The sequence below is a fragment of the Lacrimispora brassicae genome, from assembly GCF_054772055.1.
The window spans coordinates 1-24,382 of sequence record NZ_BRYH01000057.1; the positions used below are offsets into that span (position 1 = coordinate 1).

At 45.1% G+C, this 24,382-nt stretch carries 26 protein-coding genes; 25 read left to right on the top strand and 1 reads right to left on the bottom strand.

Annotated features, from left to right (window positions below; genetic code table 11):
• Positions 1-71: 71 nt before the first annotated feature.
• The 7 genes from ACYVD3_RS25075 (at position 72) to ACYVD3_RS25105 (ending at position 5,497) form a co-directional block, all read left to right on the top strand.
• Positions 72-869 carry an MBL fold metallo-hydrolase gene (locus ACYVD3_RS25075; RefSeq protein ID WP_460645365.1) on the top strand — a complete coding sequence of 266 codons (798 nt, stop codon included), beginning with the start codon at positions 72-74 and terminating at the stop codon, positions 867-869.
• Positions 870-966: 97 nt separating this feature from the next.
• Positions 967-1,239 carry an ACT domain-containing protein gene (locus tag ACYVD3_RS25080; protein WP_460645230.1) on the top strand — a complete coding sequence of 91 codons (273 nt, stop codon included), beginning with the start codon at positions 967-969 and terminating at the stop codon, positions 1,237-1,239.
• 39 nt (positions 1,240-1,278) lie between these two features.
• Entirely contained in the window at positions 1,279-2,643 is a 1,365-nt protein-coding gene (locus ACYVD3_RS25085; protein WP_460645231.1) for a DUF711 family protein, read from the top strand.
• Positions 2,644-2,669: 26 nt separating this feature from the next.
• Positions 2,670-3,311: a histidine phosphatase family protein gene (locus ACYVD3_RS25090; RefSeq protein WP_460645232.1), complete on the top strand. Its 642-nt coding sequence runs from the start codon at positions 2,670-2,672 to the stop codon at positions 3,309-3,311.
• Between the two features lie 58 nt (positions 3,312-3,369).
• A complete protein-coding gene (locus tag ACYVD3_RS25095; protein WP_460645233.1) occupies positions 3,370-4,527 on the top strand; it encodes a class I SAM-dependent methyltransferase in 1,158 nt (385 codons plus the stop codon).
• An 81-nt stretch (positions 4,528-4,608) separates the two neighbouring features.
• The gene (locus ACYVD3_RS25100) at positions 4,609-4,953 is read left to right on the top strand and encodes a phenylpyruvate tautomerase MIF-related protein (RefSeq protein WP_460645234.1); all 345 of its coding nucleotides are present in this window, start codon (positions 4,609-4,611) and stop codon (positions 4,951-4,953) included.
• Between the two features lie 37 nt (positions 4,954-4,990).
• The gene (locus tag ACYVD3_RS25105; RefSeq protein WP_460645235.1) at positions 4,991-5,497 is read left to right on the top strand and encodes an NUDIX hydrolase; all 507 of its coding nucleotides are present in this window, start codon (positions 4,991-4,993) and stop codon (positions 5,495-5,497) included.
• On the opposite strand, the gene ACYVD3_RS25110 is transcribed toward ACYVD3_RS25105, so the two are convergent.
• Entirely contained in the window at positions 5,492-6,754 is a 1,263-nt protein-coding gene (locus tag ACYVD3_RS25110; protein ID WP_460645236.1) for a nucleotidyltransferase, read from the bottom strand. The two genes, ACYVD3_RS25105 and ACYVD3_RS25110, sit on opposite strands and share 6 nt — an antisense overlap.
• 160 nt (positions 6,755-6,914) lie before the next feature.
• Here ACYVD3_RS25110 and ACYVD3_RS25115 point away from each other — a divergent pair, with 160 nt between their 5' ends.
• The 18 genes from ACYVD3_RS25115 (at position 6,915) to ACYVD3_RS25200 (ending at position 24,367) form a co-directional block, all read left to right on the top strand.
• Positions 6,915-7,484: a PduL/EutD family phosphate acyltransferase gene (locus tag ACYVD3_RS25115; protein ID WP_460645237.1), complete on the top strand. Its 570-nt coding sequence runs from the start codon at positions 6,915-6,917 to the stop codon at positions 7,482-7,484.
• A 20-nt stretch (positions 7,485-7,504) separates the two neighbouring features.
• Complete coding sequence (locus ACYVD3_RS25120; protein WP_460645238.1) at positions 7,505-8,698, top strand: acetate/propionate family kinase; 1,194 nt, start codon at positions 7,505-7,507, stop codon at positions 8,696-8,698.
• A gap of 230 nt (positions 8,699-8,928) precedes the next feature.
• Positions 8,929-9,456 carry a YceD family protein gene (locus tag ACYVD3_RS25125; RefSeq protein ID WP_460645239.1) on the top strand — a complete coding sequence of 176 codons (528 nt, stop codon included), beginning with the start codon at positions 8,929-8,931 and terminating at the stop codon, positions 9,454-9,456.
• A gap of 2 nt (positions 9,457-9,458) precedes the next feature.
• Positions 9,459-9,638, top strand: a complete 180-nt coding sequence (gene rpmF / locus ACYVD3_RS25130; RefSeq protein ID WP_078765159.1) for a 50S ribosomal protein L32 — start codon at positions 9,459-9,461, stop codon at positions 9,636-9,638.
• Between the two features lie 344 nt (positions 9,639-9,982).
• Entirely contained in the window at positions 9,983-10,996 is a 1,014-nt protein-coding gene (locus ACYVD3_RS25135; protein ID WP_460645240.1) for a LacI family DNA-binding transcriptional regulator, read from the top strand.
• An 87-nt stretch (positions 10,997-11,083) separates the two neighbouring features.
• Positions 11,084-11,719, top strand: a complete 636-nt coding sequence (gene deoC, locus ACYVD3_RS25140) for a deoxyribose-phosphate aldolase (RefSeq protein ID WP_460645241.1) — start codon at positions 11,084-11,086, stop codon at positions 11,717-11,719.
• Positions 11,720-11,737: 18 nt separating this feature from the next.
• On the top strand, positions 11,738-12,682 hold the full coding sequence (rbsK, locus tag ACYVD3_RS25145; protein WP_460645242.1) for a ribokinase: 945 nt from the start codon (positions 11,738-11,740) through the stop codon (positions 12,680-12,682).
• The gene (gene rbsD / locus ACYVD3_RS25150; protein WP_460645243.1) at positions 12,676-13,074 is read left to right on the top strand and encodes a D-ribose pyranase; all 399 of its coding nucleotides are present in this window, start codon (positions 12,676-12,678) and stop codon (positions 13,072-13,074) included. The genes rbsK and rbsD overlap by 7 nt, the downstream gene beginning before the upstream one ends.
• Before the next feature lie 30 nt (positions 13,075-13,104).
• Complete coding sequence (locus ACYVD3_RS25155) at positions 13,105-14,616, top strand: sugar ABC transporter ATP-binding protein (RefSeq protein ID WP_460645244.1); 1,512 nt, start codon at positions 13,105-13,107, stop codon at positions 14,614-14,616.
• Positions 14,600-15,562 (top strand): ABC transporter permease, encoded by a 963-nt coding sequence (locus ACYVD3_RS25160; protein WP_460645245.1) that lies wholly within the window; start codon positions 14,600-14,602, stop codon positions 15,560-15,562. Before ACYVD3_RS25155 ends, ACYVD3_RS25160 begins: the two co-directional genes overlap by 17 nt.
• Before the next feature lie 42 nt (positions 15,563-15,604).
• Positions 15,605-16,633, top strand: coding sequence for a substrate-binding domain-containing protein (locus ACYVD3_RS25165; protein ID WP_460645246.1), 1,029 nt, complete (start codon positions 15,605-15,607; stop codon positions 16,631-16,633).
• A 62-nt stretch (positions 16,634-16,695) separates the two neighbouring features.
• Positions 16,696-16,902 carry a transposase gene (locus ACYVD3_RS25170; protein WP_460645247.1) on the top strand — a complete coding sequence of 69 codons (207 nt, stop codon included), beginning with the start codon at positions 16,696-16,698 and terminating at the stop codon, positions 16,900-16,902.
• 254 nt (positions 16,903-17,156) lie between these two features.
• Positions 17,157-19,139 (top strand): sodium-translocating pyrophosphatase, encoded by a 1,983-nt coding sequence (locus ACYVD3_RS25175; protein WP_460645248.1) that lies wholly within the window; start codon positions 17,157-17,159, stop codon positions 19,137-19,139.
• 157 nt (positions 19,140-19,296) lie between these two features.
• A complete protein-coding gene (locus ACYVD3_RS25180) occupies positions 19,297-20,064 on the top strand; it encodes a MerR family transcriptional regulator (protein ID WP_460645249.1) in 768 nt (255 codons plus the stop codon).
• Positions 20,065-20,127: 63 nt separating this feature from the next.
• Positions 20,128-20,859 (top strand): ABC transporter ATP-binding protein, encoded by a 732-nt coding sequence (locus ACYVD3_RS25185; protein WP_460645250.1) that lies wholly within the window; start codon positions 20,128-20,130, stop codon positions 20,857-20,859.
• A complete protein-coding gene (locus tag ACYVD3_RS25190) occupies positions 20,846-21,589 on the top strand; it encodes an ABC transporter permease (RefSeq protein ID WP_460645251.1) in 744 nt (247 codons plus the stop codon). Before ACYVD3_RS25185 ends, ACYVD3_RS25190 begins: the two co-directional genes overlap by 14 nt.
• Before the next feature lie 133 nt (positions 21,590-21,722).
• Positions 21,723-23,330 (top strand): response regulator, encoded by a 1,608-nt coding sequence (locus tag ACYVD3_RS25195; protein ID WP_460645252.1) that lies wholly within the window; start codon positions 21,723-21,725, stop codon positions 23,328-23,330.
• Positions 23,331-23,347: 17 nt separating this feature from the next.
• Positions 23,348-24,367 (top strand): sensor histidine kinase, encoded by a 1,020-nt coding sequence (locus tag ACYVD3_RS25200; RefSeq protein WP_460645253.1) that lies wholly within the window; start codon positions 23,348-23,350, stop codon positions 24,365-24,367.
• The last annotated feature ends 15 nt before the right edge of the window (positions 24,368-24,382 follow it).

A 24,382-nucleotide genomic window follows, 5' to 3' on the forward strand; every position in this document is an offset into this window, starting at 1 on the left:
TGGGCAGGAAAGAGGAAACACCCTACGGGTATACCTTTATGCCCAAAAAGCAGGGCAGGAAAGAGGAAAGTATGAGATTGGCAAGTATTGCAAGCGGAAGCAGCGGAAACTGCATTTATGTGGGTTCCGATACCACCCATATCCTGGTGGATGCCGGGATAAGCAACAAACGGATCGAACAGGGATTAAATGAAATCGGGGTAAAGGGAAGTGAGTTGACAGGAGTCGTCATTACCCATGAACACTCCGACCATACGAAAGGTCTGGGAGTTCTGGCCAGAAAGTATGGAGTTCCCATTTACGGGACAAGAAAAACCCTGGAAGAGATATCAAAGCAGAAATACCTGGGGGAATACCCCAGGGAACTATTTTGTGCCATCAGGCCTGATGTGGATTTTTGTGTGGGGGATCTGGAAGTAAAGCCCTTTTCCATTGACCACGATGCGGTGAGTCCGGTGGCTTACCGGATCCAGCACGGGCAAAAGTCTGTTGCGGTAGCCACGGATATGGGACATTACGACCAGTATATTATTGAACATCTTCAGGGACTTGATGCAGTGCTTTTAGAGTCCAACCACGATGTAAATATGTTGCAGGCAGGGCCTTATCCCTATTATTTAAAGCGCCGGATCCTGGGGGATCACGGACACCTTTCCAATGAGAATGCGGGGCGGCTTTTGTGCTGCATTCTGCATGAAAACCTAAAGAAGATTCTGCTGGGCCATTTGAGCAAGGAGAACAATTATGAGGATCTGGCTTATGAGACAGTAAGGCTTGAAATCACAGAGGGAGATAATCCGTTTAAGGCATCGGATTTTTCCATAGAGGTTGCAAAAAGGGATCAGATGTCGGAAATTATCACAGTATAATGAGCGAAAGTGAGAAGAATGTGCTTGCACATTCGGCGAAGAGTGAATATCGATCATGATTTGCAGAATCATGCTCTAATTGAAGAGGAGAAGTATTATGAACAAAACGATTATTACAGTAGTTGGAAAAGACACCGTTGGGATCATTGCAAAGATTTGTACTTATTTGGCTGACAACAAGGCGAACATACTGGATATTTCCCAGACGATTGTCCAGGACTTCTTTAATATGATGATGATCGTGGATATCAATGACGCAACAAAGCCTTTTGGGGAGCTGGCCGATGAATTGGAACGGATTGGCGATGAAATTGGCGTAAAGGTAAAGTGCCAGCGAGAGGAAATTTTCACCAGTATGCACCGCATCTGATGACGACTGAAAGGCTTAAGAAAAGGATGGGTTCCCGATATGTTGAATATGTTTGAAGTAAATGAAACCAATAAGATGATTGAACAGGAGCGGCTTGATGTGCGTACCATTACCATGGGCATCAGCCTTCTCGACTGCAGTGACGGCGACATAAAAGCAGTAAATGAAAAAATTTACAACAAGATCACAACCGTTGCAAAAAATCTTGTGGCAGTGGGAAATGAGATTGAAAGAGATTTTGGAATCCCGATTGTGAATAAAAGGATTTCTGTGACCCCTATTGCCATGGTCGGTGCCGCCGCCTGCAAAAGCCCGTCAGATTTTGTGACCATCGCTCAGACCCTTGACCGTGCGGCCAAGGAGGTAGGTGTGAACTTCATCGGCGGCTACTCCGCCCTGGTAAGCAAGGGAATGACAGCAGCGGATAAAAACCTGATCTGTTCCATACCGGAAGCTCTTGCCTGCACGGACCGTGTATGCAGCTCCGTCAATGTGGGTTCCACGAAAACAGGCATCAACATGGATGCAGTGGCTCTTATGGGAGAGATCGTAGTGGAAACGGCAAAGGCTACGGAGGATAAGGATTCTCTCGGCTGTGCCAAGCTGGTGGTATTCTGCAATGCTCCGGACGATAATCCCTTTATGGCGGGAGCATTCCATGGGGTGACGGAAGCTGAGACAATCATCAACGTGGGAGTCAGCGGTCCGGGAGTTGTTAAGACCGCCATTGAAGAAGCAAGAGGAAAGGATTTTGGAGTCCTGTGCGAAATCATTAAAAAAACTGCTTTTAAGATAACCCGTGTGGGACAGCTTGTCGCCCAGGAAGCCTCAAAAAGACTGAACGTTCCCTTTGGAATTATTGATTTATCTCTTGCACCCACTCCTGCCGTTGGTGACAGCGTGGCTGAAATCCTGGAAGAGATCGGCTTAGAGCGGGTTGGTGCTCCGGGTACAACGGCTGCCCTTGCTTTGTTAAATGATCAGGTGAAAAAGGGCGGCGTCATGGCATCTTCCTATGTAGGCGGTTTAAGCGGTGCGTTTATTCCGGTCAGCGAAGATCAGGGAATGATCGATGCGGTGGCAATGGGAGCACTGAACATAGAGAAGCTGGAGGCAATGACCTGCGTTTGTTCCGTAGGCCTTGACATGATCGCGATTCCGGGAGATACGCCGGCCACCACCATTGCAGGAATTATTGCAGACGAATCCGCCATCGGCATGGTAAACCAGAAGACTACGGCGGTCCGCTTAATCCCGGTCATTGGAAAATCAGTGGGAGATACGGTGGAATTCGGCGGCCTTTTAGGATACGCTCCTGTTATGCCGGTCAGCAGGTACTCCTGTGAGAAATTCATAACAAGAGGCGGACGGATTCCGGCGCCCATCCACAGCTTTAAGAATTAAGTGCCGGCCAAGGAAGGATGCAGTAGATGAATATTTATTTAATTCGCCATGGACGGCAAAGCAGTAAGCTTTGTAATGTTGATGTAAATTTGTCCAAGGAAGGCCTCCGCCAGTCGGCTTTGGTAGGAAAACGCCTGGCCTCCAAAGGCATTGAAGCAGTGTATTCCAGCCATTTGATCCGGGCGGTGGAGACCGCCAGGGAGGCGAACCGTTACTGGAATGCAGAACACATCATAAGACAGGAGCTTAAGGAGATTTCCTTTGGGGAAATGGAAGGCCTGGCGGATGAAGAGATTGGGGTAAGGTTCGGGGATTTTAAGAAAGAACAGGAATGTATGGAAAAGGATCTCCCCTATCCTGGAGGCGAATGCGCCGGGGATGTAATAAGGCGGGCAATGCCGGTTTTTGAGGAAATTGCAGCATGCGGCTACAAAAATGCAGCAGTCGTGACTCACGGAGGAGTGATCCGCACCGTGACCTCCGCACTGCTTCATATGGAACCGAAATATTACCGTCTTCTTGGAAACTCGCTTGAAAACTGCAGCATCACGGAATTGCGCTGGGATGAAAAAACAGGGCGTTTTTTCGTGGAACGCTTTAATGATTATGCACATCTGGAACCCTGCCCGGAGCTTTTGCGGGCAAGCTGGGTGGATGCAGAAAACTGAAAGCAGAAACACCCTGGGGTGTACTTTTATATAAAGAAGAAAGGAATTGCCTGATTTCATGGAACAAAAGGAAAAAGAAAGTTTAATTCAGACGGTCAGAGAGTTTCTTGATGAAAATTTACTTCGGATTGTGATCAGCAATCCGGTGGATAAGCAGGGCGTTTCCAAGGTAAAGGTACGCCCGCTTTTGCTAAAGGGAAGTCTGGTTTTTCAGGCGGAGGAGCTGGTGGGAAACCAGGCCTTTCATAAAAACTATTCTGCCGGAGAATGCATCAGCTATATGGCAGATTTACTGGATGGAAGGCTGCGCCAGATGGAGCTAGAATCCGGGAAAGGCCAGGTAAGAGTTCTGATAGGCAAAAAAGGGAGCTTAAGCATCAAGGTGAAACGACTGCAAAAGATTGTGGCATCTTCTCCTGTTCCCCAGCATAACAGGCAGAAGACTTATATTTTAAAAGAAGGGACAGCCGTTCCGTTTCTGGTTGATTTAGGCGTCATGACGGAGGAAGGGAAGGTCATCGCTTCCAAGTATGACAAGTTTCGGCAGATCAACCGGTTTTTGGAGTTTATTGAGGACATTCTTCCCAGGCTCCATAAGAACAGAGAGAATGTGATCATTGATTTTGGATGCGGAAAGTCCTATCTGACTTTTGCTATGTATTATTATCTTCATGAGCTAAAGGAGTATCCCATCCGAATTATCGGGCTGGACCTAAAGCAGACGGTCATTGATGACTGCAACCGCTTGGGGGAACGGTATGGATATAATAAATTGAAATTTTATCATGGGGATATCGCTTCCTATGAGGGAGTGGATCATGTAGACATGGTGGTGACCCTTCATGCCTGTGATACCGCTACGGATTATGCCCTGGCAAAGGCAGTCCGCTGGGGAGCCTCTGTCATTTTGTCTGTTCCCTGCTGCCAGCATGAGCTGAATAAAACCATGGATCAAGAGCTTATGGCTCCTGTATTTCAATATGGACTCATCCGGGAACGGATGGCTGCCCTTTATACCGATGCCCTCAGGGCGGAAATTTTGGAAAACCAGGGATACCGCACCCAGATCCTGGAATTCATCGATATGGAGCATACCCCAAAGAATATCCTGATCCGGGCAGTAAAGCAGGGCGAAAAGAAGGAAAACCGAAAGGAGATAGAGGAGATCCTGGAATTCCTTCACGGCAAGCTGACCCTTTCGGACCTGTTGCTTTAAGAGGATACAAAATGGAAAGCAGATGGTAATTTCTGATTATATGTGGTATGATATAGAAAATTATATAAGGAGGAGCTGTCAATGCCTTTTATTAATTCTAAAGTAAACGTTCCATTATCAGAAGAAGAAAAAACAACCTTAAAGGCCAGGCTTGGACAGGCGATCAGCCTCATTCCCGGCAAATCGGAAAGCTGGCTCATGATTGGTTTTGAAGATAACTGTTGTCTTTATTTTAAAGGGAAAAATGATACAAAGATGGCTTTTGTGGAAGTGAAGATTTTTGGTCATGGATCAGAACGGGATTACGACCGGATGACTGCTGAGATCTGCAAAATCTATAAGGATGTACTTTCTATTGCCCAGGATAAAATTTATGTAAAATATGAAGAAGTAGATCACTGGGGCTGGAATGGTGGAAACTTTTAACTGCACCAGCTGATTCTTAGGTCGGGAGGAATGGCTTATGGAGCTTTGGGATGTTTACGATGAAAACAGGGTAGCCACCGGAAAAACCCATGTCAGGGGAGTTCCGCTGAACCAGGGAGAATATCATCTTGTAGCAGATGTATGGCTGGTGAAGGAGGATCAGGAAATTTTACTGACCAAGAGGCATCCGGATAAGCCCTACGGCCTTATGTGGGAATGTACCGGGGGCTCTGTTCTTGCGGGAGAAACAAGCGTGGAAGGAGCCCTTCGGGAGCTGTCCGAAGAGGTGGGTGTCCGGGCGGAAAAAGAGCAGCTCCTTCTGATCCATTCCATCCGTCAGAAAGAGCGTTTTGTAGATACCTATATCACCAGGCAAAAGATCACCATAAAAGATATAACCATTCAGAAGGAAGAAGTGGTAGATGCCAGATTCGTCACATTTGAAAAGCTCCTTGAAATGTGGAAACAAGGGATCGTAGTTCCCAAATCCCGGTTTCTTCTATATAAAGACAGGATCCGGGAATTCCTTCAGCCGTCGTCATAGGATGACGACGGATTGGGTGAACTCATTTTTCATTTTTATATGATATTTCTCCTGCACAATGGTCTGGTAGATGTGAGAACAGTAAAAATCCTGTCTGAGCATGGACCAGGCTGTGCCGGAAAGAATGAGCCTGGCATCGGCAGTTTTTGTAATGAGAGGGATGTTCCCTCTCTTTTTTATTTCTCCCATAAGCCCTGCGGAGGTTTTCTTAAAGCCTAAAACCCGGGCATATGGAGCGTAACCTGCATTCCGTCCCAAAGCGGCCTGATGGGAAGTGATTCCTAAAGCGATATGGAGAAGGGCACGGCTGATCCGGGTATAGGTATACTGTCTTGTCTTTAACTGGCTGATCCTTTCTTCAAAAGGAAGGAAATCCGTAAGCTGCTTTAAAAGCCTTGCCCCCAGTTCTTCTGAAACATCGGCATACTTATGGAAGGGAATTCCCTCATAGTCCAGCTTCAGCAGGGAGGTATTTAACAGGGCGCTGAGATCCTCAGGAAACACAGGATAGCCTTGAGACATCATCTGCTTTACAGGATCCGGTATCTGCATCAGGGAAGGCTCTGTCTGCTTTAGGATATCCGGGTTTTCGTGAAGGGCTTTCCGGATCCCGGTGGCAGAGCTGAAATGTTCTGAAATCAGGCTGGTATCGTGATAGCCGCATCCTTTCCTGGAAAGGGTGACAGGGACCATCGGGCTTTTCTGCCGGTAAAGAGCCTTGCAATATTCAATCCCTAAAATGTTGTTTGGAGATGCCAGGATGGAAGCGTCTTCATTTTTTAAGATCCCGCAGGAAATCAGGGCCTGGTTTCTGGCTTCCGGAAAGGTGGCGCCCTTTTTCAGCTCTCTGCGCAGCTCCTTCGTATAAACAGGGGGTTCCGTGGCTAAAATAGAAGCAATACCGGAAAGTTTTTCCACATCTGCGCATTCGCTTCCAAAGCAGACAGAGCCCACCACTCCCAGATTGTTTAGGAGGGCAATTCCGCAGGCGGCAAAATCCTCTGCGCTGCTGGAGGCAAAGACGGAGGGGATCTCTATCACAAGGTCGGCTCCGCAGGACAATGCCATGGCTGTCCTGGTATATTTATCATAGATGGCAGGTGCTCCTCTTTGGACAAAATCCCCGCTCATGACAGCGATGCAATAGTCCGCCTGAGTCATTTCCCTGGCCTTTTTAATGTGGTAGGCATGTCCATTGTGGAAGGGGTTGTATTCGGCGATAATGCCAACCGCAAGAGAATTTTTGTTCTTCACCATAAAAACGTCCTTTTTCTTTTTTTTATACTCTATTATGCTATTGTTTCGCAAAAAATGCAAATTATTTTAGCACAAGACTTGAAAAATTTAACGAATACACATAGAATAGAGTGAGAATCGATGAAAAACATTGATTACAAGAACAGGAGAATAGATTGGTATGAAGTTTATCGTTGAAACATCAGCTCGTCATGTACATTTATCTCAGGAACATCTTGAGATTTTGTTTGGAAAGGGCTATGAGTTAACAAAGAAAAAATATTTATCCCAGCCGGGCCAGTATGCCTGTGAGGAGAGAGTAACTGTTGTAGGTTCTAAAAGCGAGTTTAACGGTATTTCCATTTTAGGACCAGTCAGAAAAGCGACTCAGATAGAACTCTCTATGACCGATGCCCGTTCCATTGGAATTGCTGCGCCTTTGAGAGAATCCGGCGCCGTTGCCGGGAGCGGTGCATGCAAGATCATTGGACCTGTGGGTGAAATCGAAATAGCAGAGGGCGTGATTGTTGCGAAGCGTCATATCCATGCAACTCCTGCAGAAGCAGAAAAACTTGGTGTTAAGGATGGTGAAATCGTTTCTGTAAAAGTTGGCACGGACGGAAGAAGCCTTATTTTCGGAGATGTGGTTGTGCGTGTCAATGAAAATTATGCTTTGGCCATGCACATTGATACAGATGAATCCAACGCAGCAGGCTGCGGCAGAGAACAGTACGGCGAAATTATAAAATAAATAAAGGAGAATTATAAAATATGAAAATTTTAGTTATTAACTGCGGAAGCTCTTCCTTAAAGTATCAGTTGATCGATATGGAGAATGAGGGAGTCTTGGCAATAGGCTTATGCGAGAGAATCGGCATTAATGGTTCCAAACTGTCTCACAAGGCAGAAGGAAAAGAAGGAATGGCAGTAGAAAAAGAGATGCCAAACCATACTGTAGCGATCAAGCTGGTTATGGATGCATTGCTTGATCCGACATACGGTGTAATTAAGGATACCAGTGAAATTTCTGCAGTAGGACACCGGGTTCTCCATGCCGGCACGATTTACAGCGATTCCATCGTAGTGAATGACGATGTGAAAAAGGTTATTCGTGACTGTTTTGATTTAGGACCTTTGCATAATCCGGCAAACCTGGTGGGAATCGAAGCTTGTGAAGAAGCAGTACCGGGCGTTCCTAATGTAGCCGTATTTGATACTTCTTTCGGTATGGGTATGCCTGAAAAAGCTTCTATGTATGCAATTCCTCATGAATACTTTGAAAAATACAGCATTCGCCGTTACGGCTTCCATGGGACAAGCCATAAATTTGTATCCAATGAGGCTTTAAGCTACTGCGGTCTGGATCCGGAAAACGGCAAGGTAATCGTTTGCCATTTGGGAAATGGCGCCAGCATTTCTGCCTCCATCGGCGGCAAGTGTGTGGACACCAGTATGGGTCTTACACCATTAGAGGGCCTTATCATGGGAACCAGAAGCGGTGATATTGATCCTGCTGTTGTTCAGTTTATCTGCAATAAAGAAGGCAAGAGTGTTAATGAGGTATTGGATATTTTAAATAAGAAGTCCGGTATTCTGGGTATGTCCGGCGGCATTTCCAGTGATTTCCGGGATGTACAGAAGGCACAGGGAGAAGGAAACCACCTGGCTGATGTTGCCATCCAGGCCTTTGTTTACCGCGTAGCAAAATACATCGGCGCTTATACAGCAGCAATGAACGGCGTTGACGCCATCGTATTTACTGCAGGTGTTGGCGAAAACGACAAGCCTATCAGAGGCGCTGTTTGTGAATACTTAGGTTACCTTGGTATTTCCATTGATGGGGAAATCAATAAGGCAAGAGGAAAACGTGTCATGATATCAACACCGGATTCCAAGGTAAAGGTATGTGTCATTCCTACCAATGAAGAGCTGGCTATCGCAAGAGAGACAAGGGCTCTGGTATAATTCGGGTAAAACGGTACATGATGTTGTGTATGGGTTACAGTTCAGCCATACCATTCATAATTCAGCGGTCCCAGAAACATGAGTATCATTTGTGCTTAGTGAACAAGCTTCCACGTACAAATCCACAAATGGTTCTGCATGGCTGAACTGTTACTTCAAATATGGAAATATTTGTTGACAAATGATGCACCCATATGTATAATAACATAGGTGCGTATTAGGAGACTAGTATGCTTATTAATTTAACTGAGTTGTTTGCCCTGGAAGGGAAAGAGAAAACTTATACGCCTGATCTTGAAATGAAGGTCTATCACGGGCCAAACGGTGATTATGAAGTGGCGGATGCAGAACCTGTGCTGCTGCGGATTATAAATCTGGGAGACAAAAAGCTGGAAGTGGAAGGAAAGGCGAAATTAGCTTTGATCATTCCATGTGACCGCTGCTTGGATCCGGTGCGTGTTGACCTGGATTTTGATGTAATCCGTACGATTGATTTAAGTGAAACGGATACGGGATTCGTAGAAGATTTCGAAGAACAACCATTTGTTAACGGTTATAATCTGGATGTAGACCAGTTGGTTTGTGATGAACTCATACTGAACCTGCCTATGAAAGTTCTCTGCAGTGAAAACTGCAAGGGGATTTGTAATAGATGTGGAACAAATTTCAATCACGAGACTTGTGACTGCAATATTAGGTCTGCAGACCCTAGAATGGCAGTCATCCAGGATATTTTTAAACAGTTTAAGGAGGTGTAACCATGTCTATTTGTCCAAAGAACAAATCATCTAAAGGAAGAAGAGACAAACGTAGAGCAAACTGGAAGATGAGCGCTCCAAACTTAGTGAAGTGCAGCAAGTGCGGTGCACTTATGATGCCTCACAGAGTATGCAAGGCTTGCGGTTCTTACAACAAGAAAGAAATCATTTCTGTTGATTAATCTTTTTGAAAGAGAATAAGCTGTAAAAGCTGGTAAAAACAAGGCTTCCCGGAGTTCCGGGCGGCCTTGTTTTTTTGGCGTTTTTTATTTTTTGAAAGAGTTTTTATGGAAGGCGTGGAAAAACGAACATTTTCCGGTTAACTGAATTCGCCATAGTTCGTCTTGATACTACAAGACTTCCTGGATATATTATTATGTCCATCGTTGTGGCAGTAGTAGGCACTATTTTCTGCTTTCATTAAAAAGTATCAATTGTCATTGTAAAAAATGATAAAAAAAGCTTTACATCCGCCGCGCAATATGTTAATATGCATATGTAACCGGTTACATAAAGGAGATTTGACATGAACATACGGGATATTGCCAAAAAAGTAGGTGTTTCTTCTGCGACCGTGTCCAGAGTAATTAATCAGTCTGGATATGTAAAGGACGAAACCAAGCAGAAAGTTTTAGCAGCGATTGAAGAAGCGGATTTCGTACCTAATGCCATAGCAAGAAGTCTAAGTACCCGTGACTCTTCCAGTATCGGAGTTATTGTTCCGGATATAGCCAATGAATTTTTTTCCAGCGTCATAAGCGGAATGGGAGAGATAGCGGCAAATAACCAGTATAACATTGTTTTGTTTGATACAAGTGAAATGCAGGAAAGAGAGCATCTGTACCTTCAGATGGCAGAGGGCCAAAGACTTTCCGGTTTAATTATAACCCCGGTTTCTGAGCTTGATATGGTGACCCGGGATAAACTGATACAATTTGAAAATAAGGGCATTCCAGTGGTTTTAGTTGACCGTAATATTAAAAATTCCACTTTGGATGGGGTTTTTGTAGAAAATGCTGCCGCTGCTTATAAAGGAGTGGAATCGTTGATCCAGGCCGGTCACCGTAAGATTGCAATCATTACAGGTCCCAGCACTTCTATGCCGGGGAAGGACCGGTTAAAGGGATACAAGGCAGCCCTAAAGGATTATAAGATTGAGCTTAAGGAAGAGTATATTGTATCCGGAGATTTCAAGATCATCAAGGCATATGAACGGACAAAAGAATTGCTGGAGCTTCCGGATCCTCCGACTGCAATTTTTGCCTCCAATAACCAGACCAGTCTGGGAGTGCTTAAGTATCTCACAGAACATAAACTTAAAATGGGCAGGGACATATCAATGGTAGGCTTTGACCAGATCGAGTCCCTTAAAATAATTGATTACAGGTTATCTACTATCGAGCGTGATGCAAAGAGACAGGGACATGAAGCAATGGCAATGCTCATTGACAAGCTGTCTCATAAGGAGAGTAAAAGCTCCGGCAGAAAAATCTTTGTTCCGTATCAGGTAGTGCTTCGCGGGTCAGAGTTAATAAAATAGGCTGCAGTTAGCAGTTTATTTTTACCCCGGGTATGTAACCGGTTACATACCCGGAAAAATAGATAATAAGAAAAAGAGGAGAAGAAAATGGACATTAAAAAAATGGTAGATCACACGATGCTGAAGGCAGATGCTACATCAGATACAATCAGGAGATACTGTTCAGAAGCAAAAGAATATGGATTTGCATCGGTGTGCGTGAATACATGTCAGGTACCTCTCGCTGCAGAGGAATTAAAAGGCAGCGGCGTAGCTGTTTGCTGTGTGGTGGGATTTCCTTTGGGAGCGATGCTGACTTCTGCAAAGGCCTTTGAAGCCTCCGAAGCAGTGAAGGCAGGGGCGGAAGAAGTGGATATGGTAATGAATATCGGCGCCATGAAGGACAAGAATTATGATATGGTGCGTGACGATATAAAAGCAGTTGTGGAGGCTTCCCAAGGTAAGGTTGTTAAAGTTATTTTAGAGAACTGCCTTTTAACAAAAGAGGAAATCAAAATGGCCTGTGAGATTTCTGTAGAAGCCGGAGCTGATTTCGTAAAAACATCCACAGGTTTTAGTACAGGCGGTGCTGTAACCGAGGATGTGGCACTTATGAAGCAGACAGTAGGGGACCGGGCAAAAGTAAAGGCAAGCGGAGGGATCCGCACACCGGAAGAGGCTCAGGCCATGATAGAAGCCGGAGCAGACCGGATTGGGGCAGGGAATGGAATCGCCTTGTTATAAGGAGAGGAGAGAAAGGTCATGGGAAAAAAAGTAACAGTTTTTGGAAGCTTTGTAGTGGACCTGATGGGAAGATGTCCTCATCTTCCGGTTCCTGGAGAAACCGTTAAAGGAAGTGTTTTTAAAATGGGTCCGGGCGGCAAGGGATTCAATCAGGGGGTGGCCGCCCATAAGGCGGGAGCCGATGTGACCATGGTAACGAAACTTGGAGAGGATGCATTTGCAGATGTGGCCTTAAGTACCATGAAGAAGCTGGGAATGGATACCGGACGGATATTCAGCACCTCCCAGACAGAGACCGGCAGTGCACTGATCATGGTGGATGAAAACACCAGCCAGAATGAGATTGTTGTCATTTTGGGCGCCTGTGACACGATTACAGACGAAGAAGTTGAATCCATTTCAGACCTGCTGGATCAATCGGAATTTTTGCTGACACAGTTGGAAACTAATCTTTCTTCCGTGGAAAAAGTCATTGATATTGCATATGAAAAAGGCGTAAAGATCATTTTAAATACTGCTCCGGTACAGCCGGTCAGTGACAGCATATTAAGTAAGGTGGATTTAATCACGCCCAATGAGGTAGAAGCTGAAATATTAACCGGGATACCGGTAGATGGGGAAGAAAATGCAGGAAGAGCTGCAGACTTCTTTTTTGAAAAGGGAGTTAAAAATGTACTGATTACCATGGGGGGAAAAGGGGTTTACTTAGCAACTCCTGAGAAGAGGGGCATCATTCCCGCATACCGGGTCAACGCAGTTGATACAACAGGTGCGGGGGATGCATTTAATGGCGGCCTGGTGGCAGCCCTGGCAGAGGGAAAGGATTTATGGGAGGCAGCAGCCTTTGCCAATGCATTAGCAGCTATTTCGGTACAGCGAATCGGAACGACACCGGCCATGCCTGACCGGGAAGAAATTGACTCATTTATCAGAGAGCAGGAGAAGGAGGAACGGTCATGTTAAAAACAGGAATTTTGCACCCTCAATTGGCAAGGGTCATGGCAGAGCTCAGGCATATGGATATGCTGGTAATCGGTGATGCCGGGCTTCCTATTCCAAAGGGAGTGGAGCGGATAGACTTAGGCTGGAAGCCGGGAAACCCTTCTTATCTGGAGGTATTGGAAGAAATAGAAAAGTATATGGTAACGGAAAAGGCCATATTTGCAGAAGAGGCCCTTGACGTAAGTCCAGGACTTCATGAGAAGGCACTGGCTCTCTTGCCGGAAGGAATCCCGGTGGAGTATGTTCCCCATAAGGAATTAAAAAAGATCACGGAAGGGGCCAAGGCGATCATCCTGACAGGCGAATTTACAGGATATACTAACGTAGTACTGGTCTCAGGCTGCGCATATTGACCGGAAGTAAAGGGGAAATGGTGAAATCATATGGGAGGAAGGTTAATTTTAAAACTGGAATCAATCGTAAAGACGTTTCCAGGTGTCAAAGCTCTTGACGGGGTCCATCTGGAGATTTTTGAGGGTGAAGTCCATGCCTTGTGCGGAGAAAACGGGGCAGGGAAATCCACCTTGATGAAAATAATTGCAGGAGCCCAGCCTTATACTTCCGGCGCCATGTATCTGGCTGAGAAAGAGGTAGTGTTCCATTCTGCCAAGGATGCGGAAAAACATGGAATCGCCATGATCTATCAGGAATTTAATATGGTTCCGGAATTGTCGGTGGCAGAAAACATGTATCTTGGAAGACTTCCTGTGAATCAGTTTGGGAAAGTGGACTGGAACAGGCTGTATCGGGATGCACAGGAAAATCTGAATCATCTGGGTTTAAAGTTCAGTGCAAGGACCAAGGTCCGGAACTTATCTGTGGCAGAGGCTCAGATGACAGAAATTGCCAAGTGCCTGACCATCGGGGCAAAAATCATTATTATGGATGAGCCTACTGCAGCGCTGGCGGAAGAGGAAATCCAAATCCTCTTCCGGACGATTGAGGAACTGAAGAAAAAGGGAATTGCGATCGTTTACATTTCCCACCGCATGGATGAGATTTTTCAGATTTCAGACCGTCTTACGGTTTTCCGTGATGGAAAATTTGTCGCATCAAAACTCATTGGTGAGACGGACTATGATGATGTGGTATCCATGATGGTGGGACGGAATGTATCCAATCTGTACCCGGTAAGGGATTACAAGCCTCAGGAAGTGGTATTTGAAGCCAGGAAAGTAAACAGCCGCGGGGTCCATGACGTCAGCTTAAAGCTTCATAAAGGGGAAATTTTAGGGATTACAGGTCTTTTGGGTGCAGGTACCATAGAACTCTCCAAGCTGATTTATGGCGCTATGCCAATGGACAGCGGAGAAATTTACGTACATGGTGAAAAAAAGAATTGTTCTTCTCCAAGAAAAGCATTAGAAGCAGGAATTGGATTTGTTTCAGATGACAGGAAGCAGGAGGGGCTGGTTTTAATAAGAAGCATCAAAGAAAATATTTCCCTGTCCTCTTTAAAAAAGCTGTCAAAAGGATTCCGGCTGGATAACAGGCTGGAAATGGAACGTGTAAAGGAACAGGTTAAGGCGTTGAATATTAAAGTCAGCTCTGCGCAGCAGCTTGCCGGAAAGTTAAGCGGCGGGAACCAGCAGAAAATAGTGTTTGCAAAGGTACTGTTAGCAGATTCTGATATTCTGATTTTAGATGAACCCACACGGGGAGTAGATGTGGGGGCCAAGGCAGAAATCTATACCATTATGAACAAGCTGACAGAGGCCGGCAAGAGTATCCTGGTAATTTCCACGGATCTGCCGGAGTTGATTGGAGTCAGTGACCGTGTCATTGTCATGCGGGAAGGACGAACGGTATTAGAAATCTCCAAACAGGAAATGAATCAGGAAAAAATATTAGCGCATGCATCTGGAGGGGTAAGCGAAAATGAATCAGGAAACTAAGAAACGGTTAATCAACCAAATAAATATATATCGCTCGGTTTTGATCTTACTGGTAATCTGCACCTTTGCCGCTTTTTTTTCAAAAAGCTTTTTAAGTGTTTCCAACCTGTTTAATGTTTTTAAGCAGGTGACAGTTGCCGGTATCATTGGATGCGGCATGACCTTTGTAATTCTTACCGGCGGAATCGATCTGTCCGTTGGTTCCATTCTGGGGTTTGCCGGAGTTGTGGCCTCCGGTGTGCTGGCTTCCACGGGTAATACTCTTTTGGCAGTATTTACAGCAGTAGCAATCGGAATTACCTGCGGGATCATAAATGGATTTTTTATTTCTGGGTGTGGGATTCCCCCGTTTATTGCCACCTTGGGCATGATGACTCTGCTTCGGGGCTGTGTTTTGATCTACACCAAAGGCTCCCCCATTCCGGTCAAGATAGATTCCTATAAATTTATCGGAAAAGGTACGGTTCTGGGAGTTCCGGTGCCTGTTATCATACTGATAGCGCTTTTCCTGCTGGCTCATTATATATTGACGCAAACCAGCTTTGGACGCAGCATTTACGCATTTGGCGGAAACCGGGAAGCTGCCCGTTTATCCGGAATTTCAGTAAAAAAGACGGAGTGGATGGCTTACATCATCAACGGATTCTTAAGCGGCATTGCGGCAGTGGTTTTAACAGCCAGACTGGGGTCTGCCCAATCAACCAGCGGACAGGGAATCGAGATGGATGCCATTGCAGCCGTCATACTTGGAGGAACCAGCTTAAGCGGTGGAACCGGATTTGTGCTTCCTACGGTGGTAGGTGCCATGATCATGGGAATTATTGATAATATTCTAACGCTTATGAACGTAAATCCCCATGCCACCAATATTGTAAAGGGCGCAGTTGTGCTCATTGCAGTTCTGGTGGACAAAAAGGTCAAGGATTTATCTGCGAAAGCAGAATAAATAAAACTATTAATGTAAAAAGAGAAGGGAAGGTAAAAAATTATGACGAAAAGAAAACACATGACAGCAGTGGTAGCAGCTGCAGGACTTGTTCTTGCATCATTGGCAGGATGCAGCAGCGGAGAGAAGGCGGCTGAAACCAAACAGGAGACCACACAGACAGAAGCAGCTACCACAACAGCAGAAGCTCAGACAAAGACAGAGGCTAAGTCAGGGGACAAGAAATACGTAATAGGACTTGCTATGAATACTCAGACGAATCCGTTCTTTGTAGATGTAAAAGATGGGGTGCAGAAAGCCGCAGAGGAATTAGGGGTGGAGCTTTATATCACTGATGCCCAGGATGACCCTGCAATTCAGATGAAGGACGTAGAAAACCTGATCACCAAGAAGCCGGACTGCATCATCATTGATACCTGTGATTCAGATGCAATCGTATCTTCCATTGAAGCATGTAACGAAGCCGGTATCCCGGTGCTTACCATGGACCGTGAGGCCAGCGGCGGGGAAGTGGTTTCCCATATCGGTTACGATGCCATTAAATCCGGTAAACTGGCCGGACAGTATCTGGTTGACACACTGGGCGGAAAAGGTAATATCGTTGAAATCCAGGGCATTATGGGAACCAATGTAGCCCAGAGCCGTTCCAAGGGCTTTAACGAAGTCATAAGCCAGAACCCGGACATGAAGATCGTTGCATGCCAGGTTGCAGATTTTGACCGTTCCAAGGGCATGAGCGTAATGGAAAACATTCTTCAGGCCAATGACCACATCGACGGATTATATGCAGCCAATGATGAAATGCTTCTTGGCGCATTGGAAGCAATTGAAGCTGCCGGCCGTCTGGATGAGATCACCATGATCGGATGCGATGCCATTGATGATACCATTGAAGCCATTAAAGAAGGAAAGGTCGAGGCAACGATTGCAGAACCTCCCTTCTTCCTGGGAAAAGCGATTTTGAATGCTGCATACAATTATCTTCAGGGGAAAGAAGTAGACAAGTATGTGATCCTGGACAACGAACTGGTAACAAGTGATAACGTAAATGAATTAGTTACAAAAGAATAATCAATATTTATGCTGGCAGCGGCATCGGACTGGGTTGATCGGTCTGGTGCCGCTGTTTTTTAATGGGGTGTGACCCAGTTGAGACTGCAAAGTGCGGGAAACAGCTCCTTGATATTTTGAAGCAGTTATGCAATGATAAAGGTATAGAAATGTTGAAAGGACATATTATGGATCATATGCACATGATGCAAGATATAGGGCCGGAAACAACTGTTAAATGGATCGTGAAGAAATTACATGATAGTTTTTTTGTCATGAAAGCAGTATAAACATTTAGAAGGGAGGAGCCAGGACTATTAATTTTTCTATATAGAAGGAGGGAGAACAGAGCGGTTTATAACATGGCTGTGTGGGTATATTAATTAAAATATACTGTAGCAATTTGCATGGAGATAATAGAAAAGGGGGAGGGGAAGATGCTATGTTTAAGACGAGGATTAATGTCATTATAATGGAATAAATTAGATTTTTGCAGACCTGCTTCTGTATGTGTTAATGAATAAACATAGGTAAGGAGAATGGTATGGACTATTTATTATATCTGATTCCGGTTATAGGAATATTAACACTTGTTTTTGCTTATTACCTGGCCGCAAAAGTGTCTAAAGAAGAAGCCGGCAATGAGAAGATGAAGGAAATCGCTGAAGCAATCAGCGAGGGGGCGACTGCATTTCTAACGGCAGAATATAAAATATTGGTTATTTTTGTTGTTGTATTATTCTTTTTAGTTGGCTTTGGGATCGGGAATTGGATGACTGCGTTCTGCTTTGTGGCAGGTGCTGTATTTTCGACTCTGGCCGGTTATTTCGGTATGAATGTAGCAACAAAAGCAAATGTTAGAACTGCAAATGCTGCAAAAGAAAGCGGTATGAACAAAGCTCTGTCAATTGCATTCTCCGGAGGAGCTGTCATGGGGATGTGTGTGGCTGGTCTGGGTGTGCTTGGGGTAAGCGGTATTTATGCTTTGACAAAAAATCCGGATATTATATTTGGGTTTAGTTTGGGAGCGTCATCCATTGCGTTGTTTGCCCGTGTGGGTGGAGGAATTTATACAAAAGCAGCCGATGTAGGAGCAGATCTGGTTGGTAAAATAGAGGCTGGAATCCCGGAAGATGATCCCCGGAACCCGGCAGTTATTGCGGATAATGTAGGGGATAATGTAGGGGATGTGGCTGGAATGGGAGCTGACTTGTTTGAATCCTATGTGGGTTCACTGGCTTCTGCATTGACCATCGGGTTATTGTATGACAAAGCCGCCGGTGCGCTTTATCCCCTGGCAGTTGCAGCTCTTGGTTTATTAGCTTCTATTATAGCCACCTTTTTTGTGAAAGGGGATGAAAGATCAAGCCCTCACAAAGCATTGAAAATGGGAAGCTATGTATCATCACTTCTGGTGGTTGTGTTTTCGCTGGCGTTAAGTAAGTTTTTCTTCGGTAATTATAATGGGGCCATAGCGGTTATTGCAGGACTCATTGTCGGTATATTGATCGGAGTTGTTACTGAACTATATACCTCTGCCGATTATCGGTTTGTAAGAAGGATCGGCGAGCAGTCGGAAACCGGTACAGCGACTACGATCATAAGTGGTATTGCAGTTGGTATGCAGTCTACTGCAATGCCGTTGATTCTGATCTGTATTGGTATTTTTGCAGCATATCAGGCCTGTGATTTATATGGAATTGCATTGGCAGCCGTTGGGATGCTTTCTACAACAGGTATCACAGTGGCTGTGGATGCCTATGGTCCCATTGCTGATAATGCAGGAGGCATTACTGAAATGTCCGGCTTAGATAAATCCGTCCGTGAGATAACGGATAAGCTGGATTCCGTAGGGAATACCACTGCAGCCATGGGGAAGGGGTTTGCCATCGGATCTGCGGCTCTGACTGCGCTGGCACTTTTTGTATCCTATGCAGAGGCTGTAAAACTGAAAACCATTGATATCCTGGATTACCGTGTAATTATAGGATTGTTTATTGGCGGCATGCTTCCATTCCTGTTTTCTTCGATGACCATAGAATCTGTGTCAAAGGCGGCCTATAAAATGATTGAAGAGGTAAGAAGACAGTTTAAGGAAAATCCTGGGATCATGGAAGGGACTGCAAAACCGGATTATGCTTCTTGTGTTGCGATCTCAACAAAAGCGGCACTGAAAGAAATGCTTTTACCAGGCATCATGGCTGTGGCAGCTCCCTTAGGTGTAGGGATTCTCCTTGGAACCCAGTCTTTAGGGGGTATGCTTGCAGGTTCATTAGTGACCGGCGTATTGCTGGCGATATTTATGTCCAATGCCGGAGGAGCATGGGATAATGCCAAAAAGCATATAGAAACAGGGCACCATGGTGGCAAGGGCAGCGAGGCCCATAAAGCTTCCATCGTAGGCGATACGGTAGGGGATCCATTTAAAGATACCTCCGGTCCTTCCATCAATATATTGATAAAGCTTATGACAGTAGTAGCCTTAGTATTTGCTCCGTTGTTTATTGCAATCGGAGGAGTGTTATAAATTTAACATCTATTTAAGTTTTTAATACCTGTTAATTATCGCCGGCCGTTTTATTGTATTTTTTATTCTTATAAGTTACAATGATAACTCTCCATTATAACACCAGACTTTTAAGTCATGATAATATGGTGGAATAGAATGGCGGTGATAGAAGAGAATGAATATTTACAAGACATCTGAAATTGCACACAGTACAGGAATCCATCCCAATACGGTTCGCCTTTATGAGGAGCTTGGGCTTATTCCAAAACCAGAGCGAATGGCGAATGGCTATCGCATTTTTACAGATTTTCATATGGAACAGATTAAGTTTGCAAGAACCGCCCTAAAGGTTGAGGTCCTGCAAAATGGACTGAGAAAGCAGGCAATTGTTATTATTAAAACCTCGGCTGCCGGGAATTTTGACAAAGGGATTCAGTTGACGGAACATTATCTGCACCAAATAAGAAATGAACAAAGAAACGCAGAAGAAGCCATTGAGATCACTGAAAAGCTGTTATCAGGGAACGGCCAAAGACAAAAAAATGATACTATGGTTTTAACCAGAAAAGAAACGGCCGATTATTTACAGATCTCAATGGATGCCTTAAGAAATTGGGAAATGAACGGCTTGCTGACCATAAAACGAAAGCAAAACGGTTATCGGGTTTATAGGGATGAAGATATCCGGCGGCTCAAGATCATACGCTCCCTGCGCTGCGCCAACTACTCCCTTTCGGCAATTTTGCGAATGCTGAACACCTTATCCCAGGACCCCAAAGCAGATATCCGGCAAGTGATTGATACGCCAAAGGAAAGCGATGATATTATTTCCGTATGCGATAAGCTGCTCACCTCTTTGCATTACGCTGAGGAAAACGGGGAAGTTATGTTGGCCCATCTTAAGAAAATGAAAAAACAATTTGATACAAACCCTACACTTTGACACCAGACTTTGTTCTGGTGTTATTCTTTTTATGAAAAAAGAAAACAGGAGGGATTTCAACACATGGAAACAACCATTGAAGTCAAAGGGCTGTGTAAGTCCTACGGCCATGTCAAGGCGATAGAGAATATTAATATCTCAATTTGCCGCGGAGAAGTATTTGGATTGCTGGGAGCCAACGGTGCAGGTAAAAGCACTGCAATTGAATGTATTCTGGGAACGAAAAAACAGGATAGGGGAACAATATCCATTTTGGAAATGGATCCCAGAAAGGACAGGAAAAAGCTTTTTGAAAGGGTTGGCGTTCAATTTCAGGAAGCCAATTATCAGGACAAAATCAAGGTGGCTGAACTTTGTGAAGTCACATCTTCCCTTTACAAAGCCTCCCTGGATTATGGTGTTCTTCTGGATCAGTTTGGACTTTCCGGCAAACTGGAAAGCCTGGTCAGCGAGCTTTCAGGAGGCCAGAAGCAGCGGCTTTTTATCGTGCTTGCGCTGATCCCCAATCCTGAAGTGGTGTTTTTAGACGAACTGACAACAGGGCTTGATGCCAAGGCACGGCGGGACGTGTGGAAGAGCCTTTCCCAGTTAAAAGCGAAAGGGATCACCATTTTGCTGACCTCTCATTTTATGGATGAGGTGGAAGCCCTTTGTGACAAAATCATGATACTGAAAAATGGGGAGAGCATATTCGGCGGCAGGATACAAGAAGCAATCGCAGCAAGTCCTTATAAAACATTGGAAGATGCATATCTTTGGTATACCGACGGGGAGGGTGAACATGGGAACATTTAAAACGTTACTGAAAATTGAAGGAAAGTTGTCCCTTCGCGGGCTGGATATGTTTATTTTTGCCATCTGCATGCCTGTTGCCGTTGTTGTCATCTTAGGAGGAGTCTTTGGAAATAAGCCCGCTTTTGACGGCGCAGAATATACGTTTCTGGAACAGTCCTTTGGTGCCGTATCTTCCATAGCCATTTGTGCAGGCGGTGTGATGGGCCTTCCTCTGGTTGTGTCTGATTATCGAAACAGAAAGATATTGAAGCGGTTTAAGGTAACGCCTGCTGCGCCTGCCCTTATCCTGGCAGTACAGGTTGTCATTTATGCTCTTTATTCCATTGCATCCCTTATTCTTATTTACACAACAGGGGTGATATTTTTCGGTTACCAATTAAAAGGCTCTTGGCTTCAGTTTCTGGGGGCATACTTACTGGTTATGCTGTCCATGTTCAGCATTGGGCTGCTGGTTGGAGGAATTGCGCCTAACACAAAAATAGCCGGTGCAGCCGCCAGTCTGTTATATTTTCCAATGCTTATTTTTTCAGGTGCCACCCTGCCTTATGAAGTAATGCCCGCTGGGTTTCAGAAAGCCGCAGATATACTGCCGTTAACACAGGGAATTAAACTTCTAAAGGCTGCTTCCCTGGGTTTGCCCATGGAGGATGTTTTTGTGCCTGTTATGGTGATGCTTGTGATTGCAATGGTATGTATCAGCATTTCACTCCGCTTTTTCAAGTGGGAATGACAAATGCCATTAAGCTGATTAAGGAAATGAAACCTCTCCAGGCATTATGCCTGCTTTTCTTTTAACACTACTTCCTTCACCCGGACGAACATGTTATAATGGCAGAAGAAACGGGGACAGCAGGGGGATAAACATGTTAAAAGTATTGATAGCAGACGATGAAGAAAAGATCTGCCAGTTGATCGAGAAGCTGATCGACTGGCAGGCACTGGATATGAAGCTTTGCGGTGTGGCCAACAATGGGATCGAGGCCCTGGAAAAGATCGAAGCCCTTTCTCCTGATGTGGTGATTACGGATATCCGGATGCCGGGATATGACGGCCTGGACCTGGTAAAGAAAACCAGGGAACTGAATGTTGGCGTGGAATTCGTGATCATCAGCGGATACCGCCATTTTGAATATGCCCAGACAGCGATCAAGTACGGAGTCAGCGATTATTTGTTAAAGCCCATTAAAAAGCAGGAACTGACGGAAACTCTGGAGAAATTAAGAGAGCGGTATAATGAAAGAAATGAACAGTTGACCTATGAAGAACGGGTCAGACTTGTAAGAAAAAGTGATGCGGAAAGGCTGCGGACCACCTGGTTTTCCAGTGTTCTGTACAGGGACAGGAGCGAACAGGACCGTTCCGGTCTGGAAGAAATCAACAAGCAGTATTACTATCAGCTAAAGCCGGGATGTTTCCAGATTGTTTGTGTCAAATTTGATGGAATTTCCATGCCTGATGAGAAAAACCTGGAATTTCTGACAGAAAAGACAACTCAGATTGCGGATCAGATGCTGAAAAGCCAGGTATTTGACTGGGAATTGTATGTGGAAAACAGCCATATTTATTTATTCCTGAATTATGGAGAGGAAAGCAGGAAACTTATCCGCAGGCAGTGTAAAAACATATTAAATGAGCTTGCTGTGCTGGAATCCATTTTGGAAGGGCTTCGTGTGACCATTGGCTTTGGAACACCTGTAAGGGATGTGGCCCAGCTAAGAGTTTCCTTAAAATCAGCCAGGCATCTGGTAGAACAGCGGCTGGTGGCCGGAAACGGCAAGCTATTGGAAGGAGAACTGCGCAGCTCCCTTCATCTGGCATCAAGCCAGTGGTTCACCCAGTTTAACCAGAACATGAATACGGCCCTGGAAAGCCTGGACCGGCAGCAGGTGGGGGACTGCCTGATGAAACTGAAGGAAGGGCTTTTGGAGCAGCCGGATATGACAGGGCATGAAATTTTGCAGATGTGCCGGGAAGTGTGCAATCTCTATCTGTTTTTCATGAAAAATCATAAGATCCCCATTGAGCAGAATTTCATGGAACGGTTTAACCAGGGGGTGGAATTTTGTTCCTCTGCAAGAGAGGTCCTGCGCTATCTTATAAAAGAGATCTCCGCTTCCTATGATAAGGCCGTAGCCGGAAAAATCCAGGAGAATAACCGCCCCATCCGCATGGCAAAAAAATATATCAGGGATCATTACAAGGAAGCCATTACCTTAGAAACTGTCAGTGAAGTCGCCGGATTTAATCCAACCTATTTCAGCTCCCTGTTTAAGAAGGAGACAGGTAAGAATTTTCTGGAATTTTTATCTGAGGTGCGCATGGAACAGGCGAAAAGCCTGCTAAAGGAAACGAATTTAAGTGTGGCGTCCATATGCGGGGAAGTAGGATACAGCGATGTAAAGTATTTTACTAAAAACTTTACAAAATATTCCGGATTAAAGCCAAATGAGTACCGGAAGCTTTATTCCTGACAGGAAGGAGACGTATCATGAAGGAAAAGTTTCGGTTTCTGTCCGTGAGAGTGGTTCTTCTCTTATCAGGCCTTTTTATTGGATTTTTACTTTTGCTTGGGTATGCCCTGTATCTGACCGTGGGGCGGCCGGAACAAATGTGGCTTTTGATGGCGGCCTCAGTTCTGATTGCGCTGTTTATATACGGCGGATATTATGGGATTTATAAGCCCATGGAGGAAACAAAACGGGTGGAGCGGCAGTTTGCTTCCGGCAGCGTTTTAAATGACATATTTAAAATACGCTATCCCTACGGCCCGGAATCCGAACAGGTAAATCAAAGGTTTCTGGAGATGCTGGGAACCAGGGAGCTTATTAATGTATCAAAGAAACAGGCGGAATACCTGGCTCTTCAAAACCAGATCAATCCCCACTTCCTGTATAACACCCTGGAGGGCATACGAAGTGAGGCCCTGACCCTGGGAGTTGACAGTATTGCGGAGATGACAGAGGCCCTTGCCACCTTTTTCCGCTATACCATTTCCAATGTAGACCATCTGGTGAACTTAGAGGATGAGCTTGCAAATATAGAGAACTATTATTACATCCAGCAGTTCCGCTTTGGGAAAAAATTGCAGTTAAGCATCCAGTATGCCTTTTCCGAGGAACTGGATGAAATGGAGATCCTCCAATACCGCCTGCCAAAGCTGACCCTTCAGCCGGTGGTTGAAAACTCCATCTATCATGGGATCGAACGGAAAATAGGAGAAGGGCATTTAATCATTAAAATCTCTGTGACAGATTCCAGGCTGATCATCAAGGTATCTGATGATGGGCTTGGCATGGAGGCGGACAGGGTGAGAAAGCTGAATGAAAAGTTGAAAAGCCTGTCCTTAGATGACGTTAACCCTGATACGGACCGGAAAGGCGGCATTGCAATCCAGAATGTCAACAACAGGATCAAGCTGCTCTTTGGAGAAGAATATGGCATCCATGTCTACAGCCAGGTAGATGCAGGGGCGGATGTGGAGATATCCCTTCCCCTGGTAAAGGACTGACCAACTGTGAGGTGA

Excerpts from the sequence above, each read along its gene's own strand:
- ACYVD3_RS25075 (WP_460645365.1), top strand. The coding sequence starts at position 72 with ATGAGATTGGCAAGTATTGCAAGCGGAAGCAGCGGAAACTGCATTTAT.
- ACYVD3_RS25080 (WP_460645230.1), top strand. The coding sequence starts at position 967 with ATGAACAAAACGATTATTACAGTAGTTGGAAAAGACACCGTTGGGATC.
- ACYVD3_RS25085 (WP_460645231.1), top strand. The coding sequence starts at position 1,279 with ATGTTGAATATGTTTGAAGTAAATGAAACCAATAAGATGATTGAACAG.
- ACYVD3_RS25090 (WP_460645232.1), top strand. The coding sequence starts at position 2,670 with ATGAATATTTATTTAATTCGCCATGGACGGCAAAGCAGTAAGCTTTGT.
- ACYVD3_RS25095 (WP_460645233.1), top strand. The coding sequence starts at position 3,370 with ATGGAACAAAAGGAAAAAGAAAGTTTAATTCAGACGGTCAGAGAGTTT.
- ACYVD3_RS25100 (WP_460645234.1), top strand. The coding sequence starts at position 4,609 with ATGCCTTTTATTAATTCTAAAGTAAACGTTCCATTATCAGAAGAAGAA.
- ACYVD3_RS25105 (WP_460645235.1), top strand. The coding sequence starts at position 4,991 with ATGGAGCTTTGGGATGTTTACGATGAAAACAGGGTAGCCACCGGAAAA.
- ACYVD3_RS25110 (WP_460645236.1), bottom strand. The coding sequence starts at position 6,754 with ATGGTGAAGAACAAAAATTCTCTTGCGGTTGGCATTATCGCCGAATAC.
- ACYVD3_RS25115 (WP_460645237.1), top strand. The coding sequence starts at position 6,915 with ATGAAGTTTATCGTTGAAACATCAGCTCGTCATGTACATTTATCTCAG.
- ACYVD3_RS25120 (WP_460645238.1), top strand. The coding sequence starts at position 7,505 with ATGAAAATTTTAGTTATTAACTGCGGAAGCTCTTCCTTAAAGTATCAG.
- ACYVD3_RS25125 (WP_460645239.1), top strand. The coding sequence starts at position 8,929 with ATGCTTATTAATTTAACTGAGTTGTTTGCCCTGGAAGGGAAAGAGAAA.
- rpmF (WP_078765159.1), top strand. The coding sequence starts at position 9,459 with ATGTCTATTTGTCCAAAGAACAAATCATCTAAAGGAAGAAGAGACAAA.
- ACYVD3_RS25135 (WP_460645240.1), top strand. The coding sequence starts at position 9,983 with ATGAACATACGGGATATTGCCAAAAAAGTAGGTGTTTCTTCTGCGACC.
- deoC (WP_460645241.1), top strand. The coding sequence starts at position 11,084 with ATGGACATTAAAAAAATGGTAGATCACACGATGCTGAAGGCAGATGCT.
- rbsK (WP_460645242.1), top strand. The coding sequence starts at position 11,738 with ATGGGAAAAAAAGTAACAGTTTTTGGAAGCTTTGTAGTGGACCTGATG.
- rbsD (WP_460645243.1), top strand. The coding sequence starts at position 12,676 with ATGTTAAAAACAGGAATTTTGCACCCTCAATTGGCAAGGGTCATGGCA.
- ACYVD3_RS25155 (WP_460645244.1), top strand. The coding sequence starts at position 13,105 with ATGGGAGGAAGGTTAATTTTAAAACTGGAATCAATCGTAAAGACGTTT.
- ACYVD3_RS25160 (WP_460645245.1), top strand. The coding sequence starts at position 14,600 with ATGAATCAGGAAACTAAGAAACGGTTAATCAACCAAATAAATATATAT.
- ACYVD3_RS25165 (WP_460645246.1), top strand. The coding sequence starts at position 15,605 with ATGACGAAAAGAAAACACATGACAGCAGTGGTAGCAGCTGCAGGACTT.
- ACYVD3_RS25170 (WP_460645247.1), top strand. The coding sequence starts at position 16,696 with ATGGGGTGTGACCCAGTTGAGACTGCAAAGTGCGGGAAACAGCTCCTT.
- ACYVD3_RS25175 (WP_460645248.1), top strand. The coding sequence starts at position 17,157 with ATGGACTATTTATTATATCTGATTCCGGTTATAGGAATATTAACACTT.
- ACYVD3_RS25180 (WP_460645249.1), top strand. The coding sequence starts at position 19,297 with ATGAATATTTACAAGACATCTGAAATTGCACACAGTACAGGAATCCAT.
- ACYVD3_RS25185 (WP_460645250.1), top strand. The coding sequence starts at position 20,128 with ATGGAAACAACCATTGAAGTCAAAGGGCTGTGTAAGTCCTACGGCCAT.
- ACYVD3_RS25190 (WP_460645251.1), top strand. The coding sequence starts at position 20,846 with ATGGGAACATTTAAAACGTTACTGAAAATTGAAGGAAAGTTGTCCCTT.
- ACYVD3_RS25195 (WP_460645252.1), top strand. The coding sequence starts at position 21,723 with ATGTTAAAAGTATTGATAGCAGACGATGAAGAAAAGATCTGCCAGTTG.
- ACYVD3_RS25200 (WP_460645253.1), top strand. The coding sequence starts at position 23,348 with ATGAAGGAAAAGTTTCGGTTTCTGTCCGTGAGAGTGGTTCTTCTCTTA.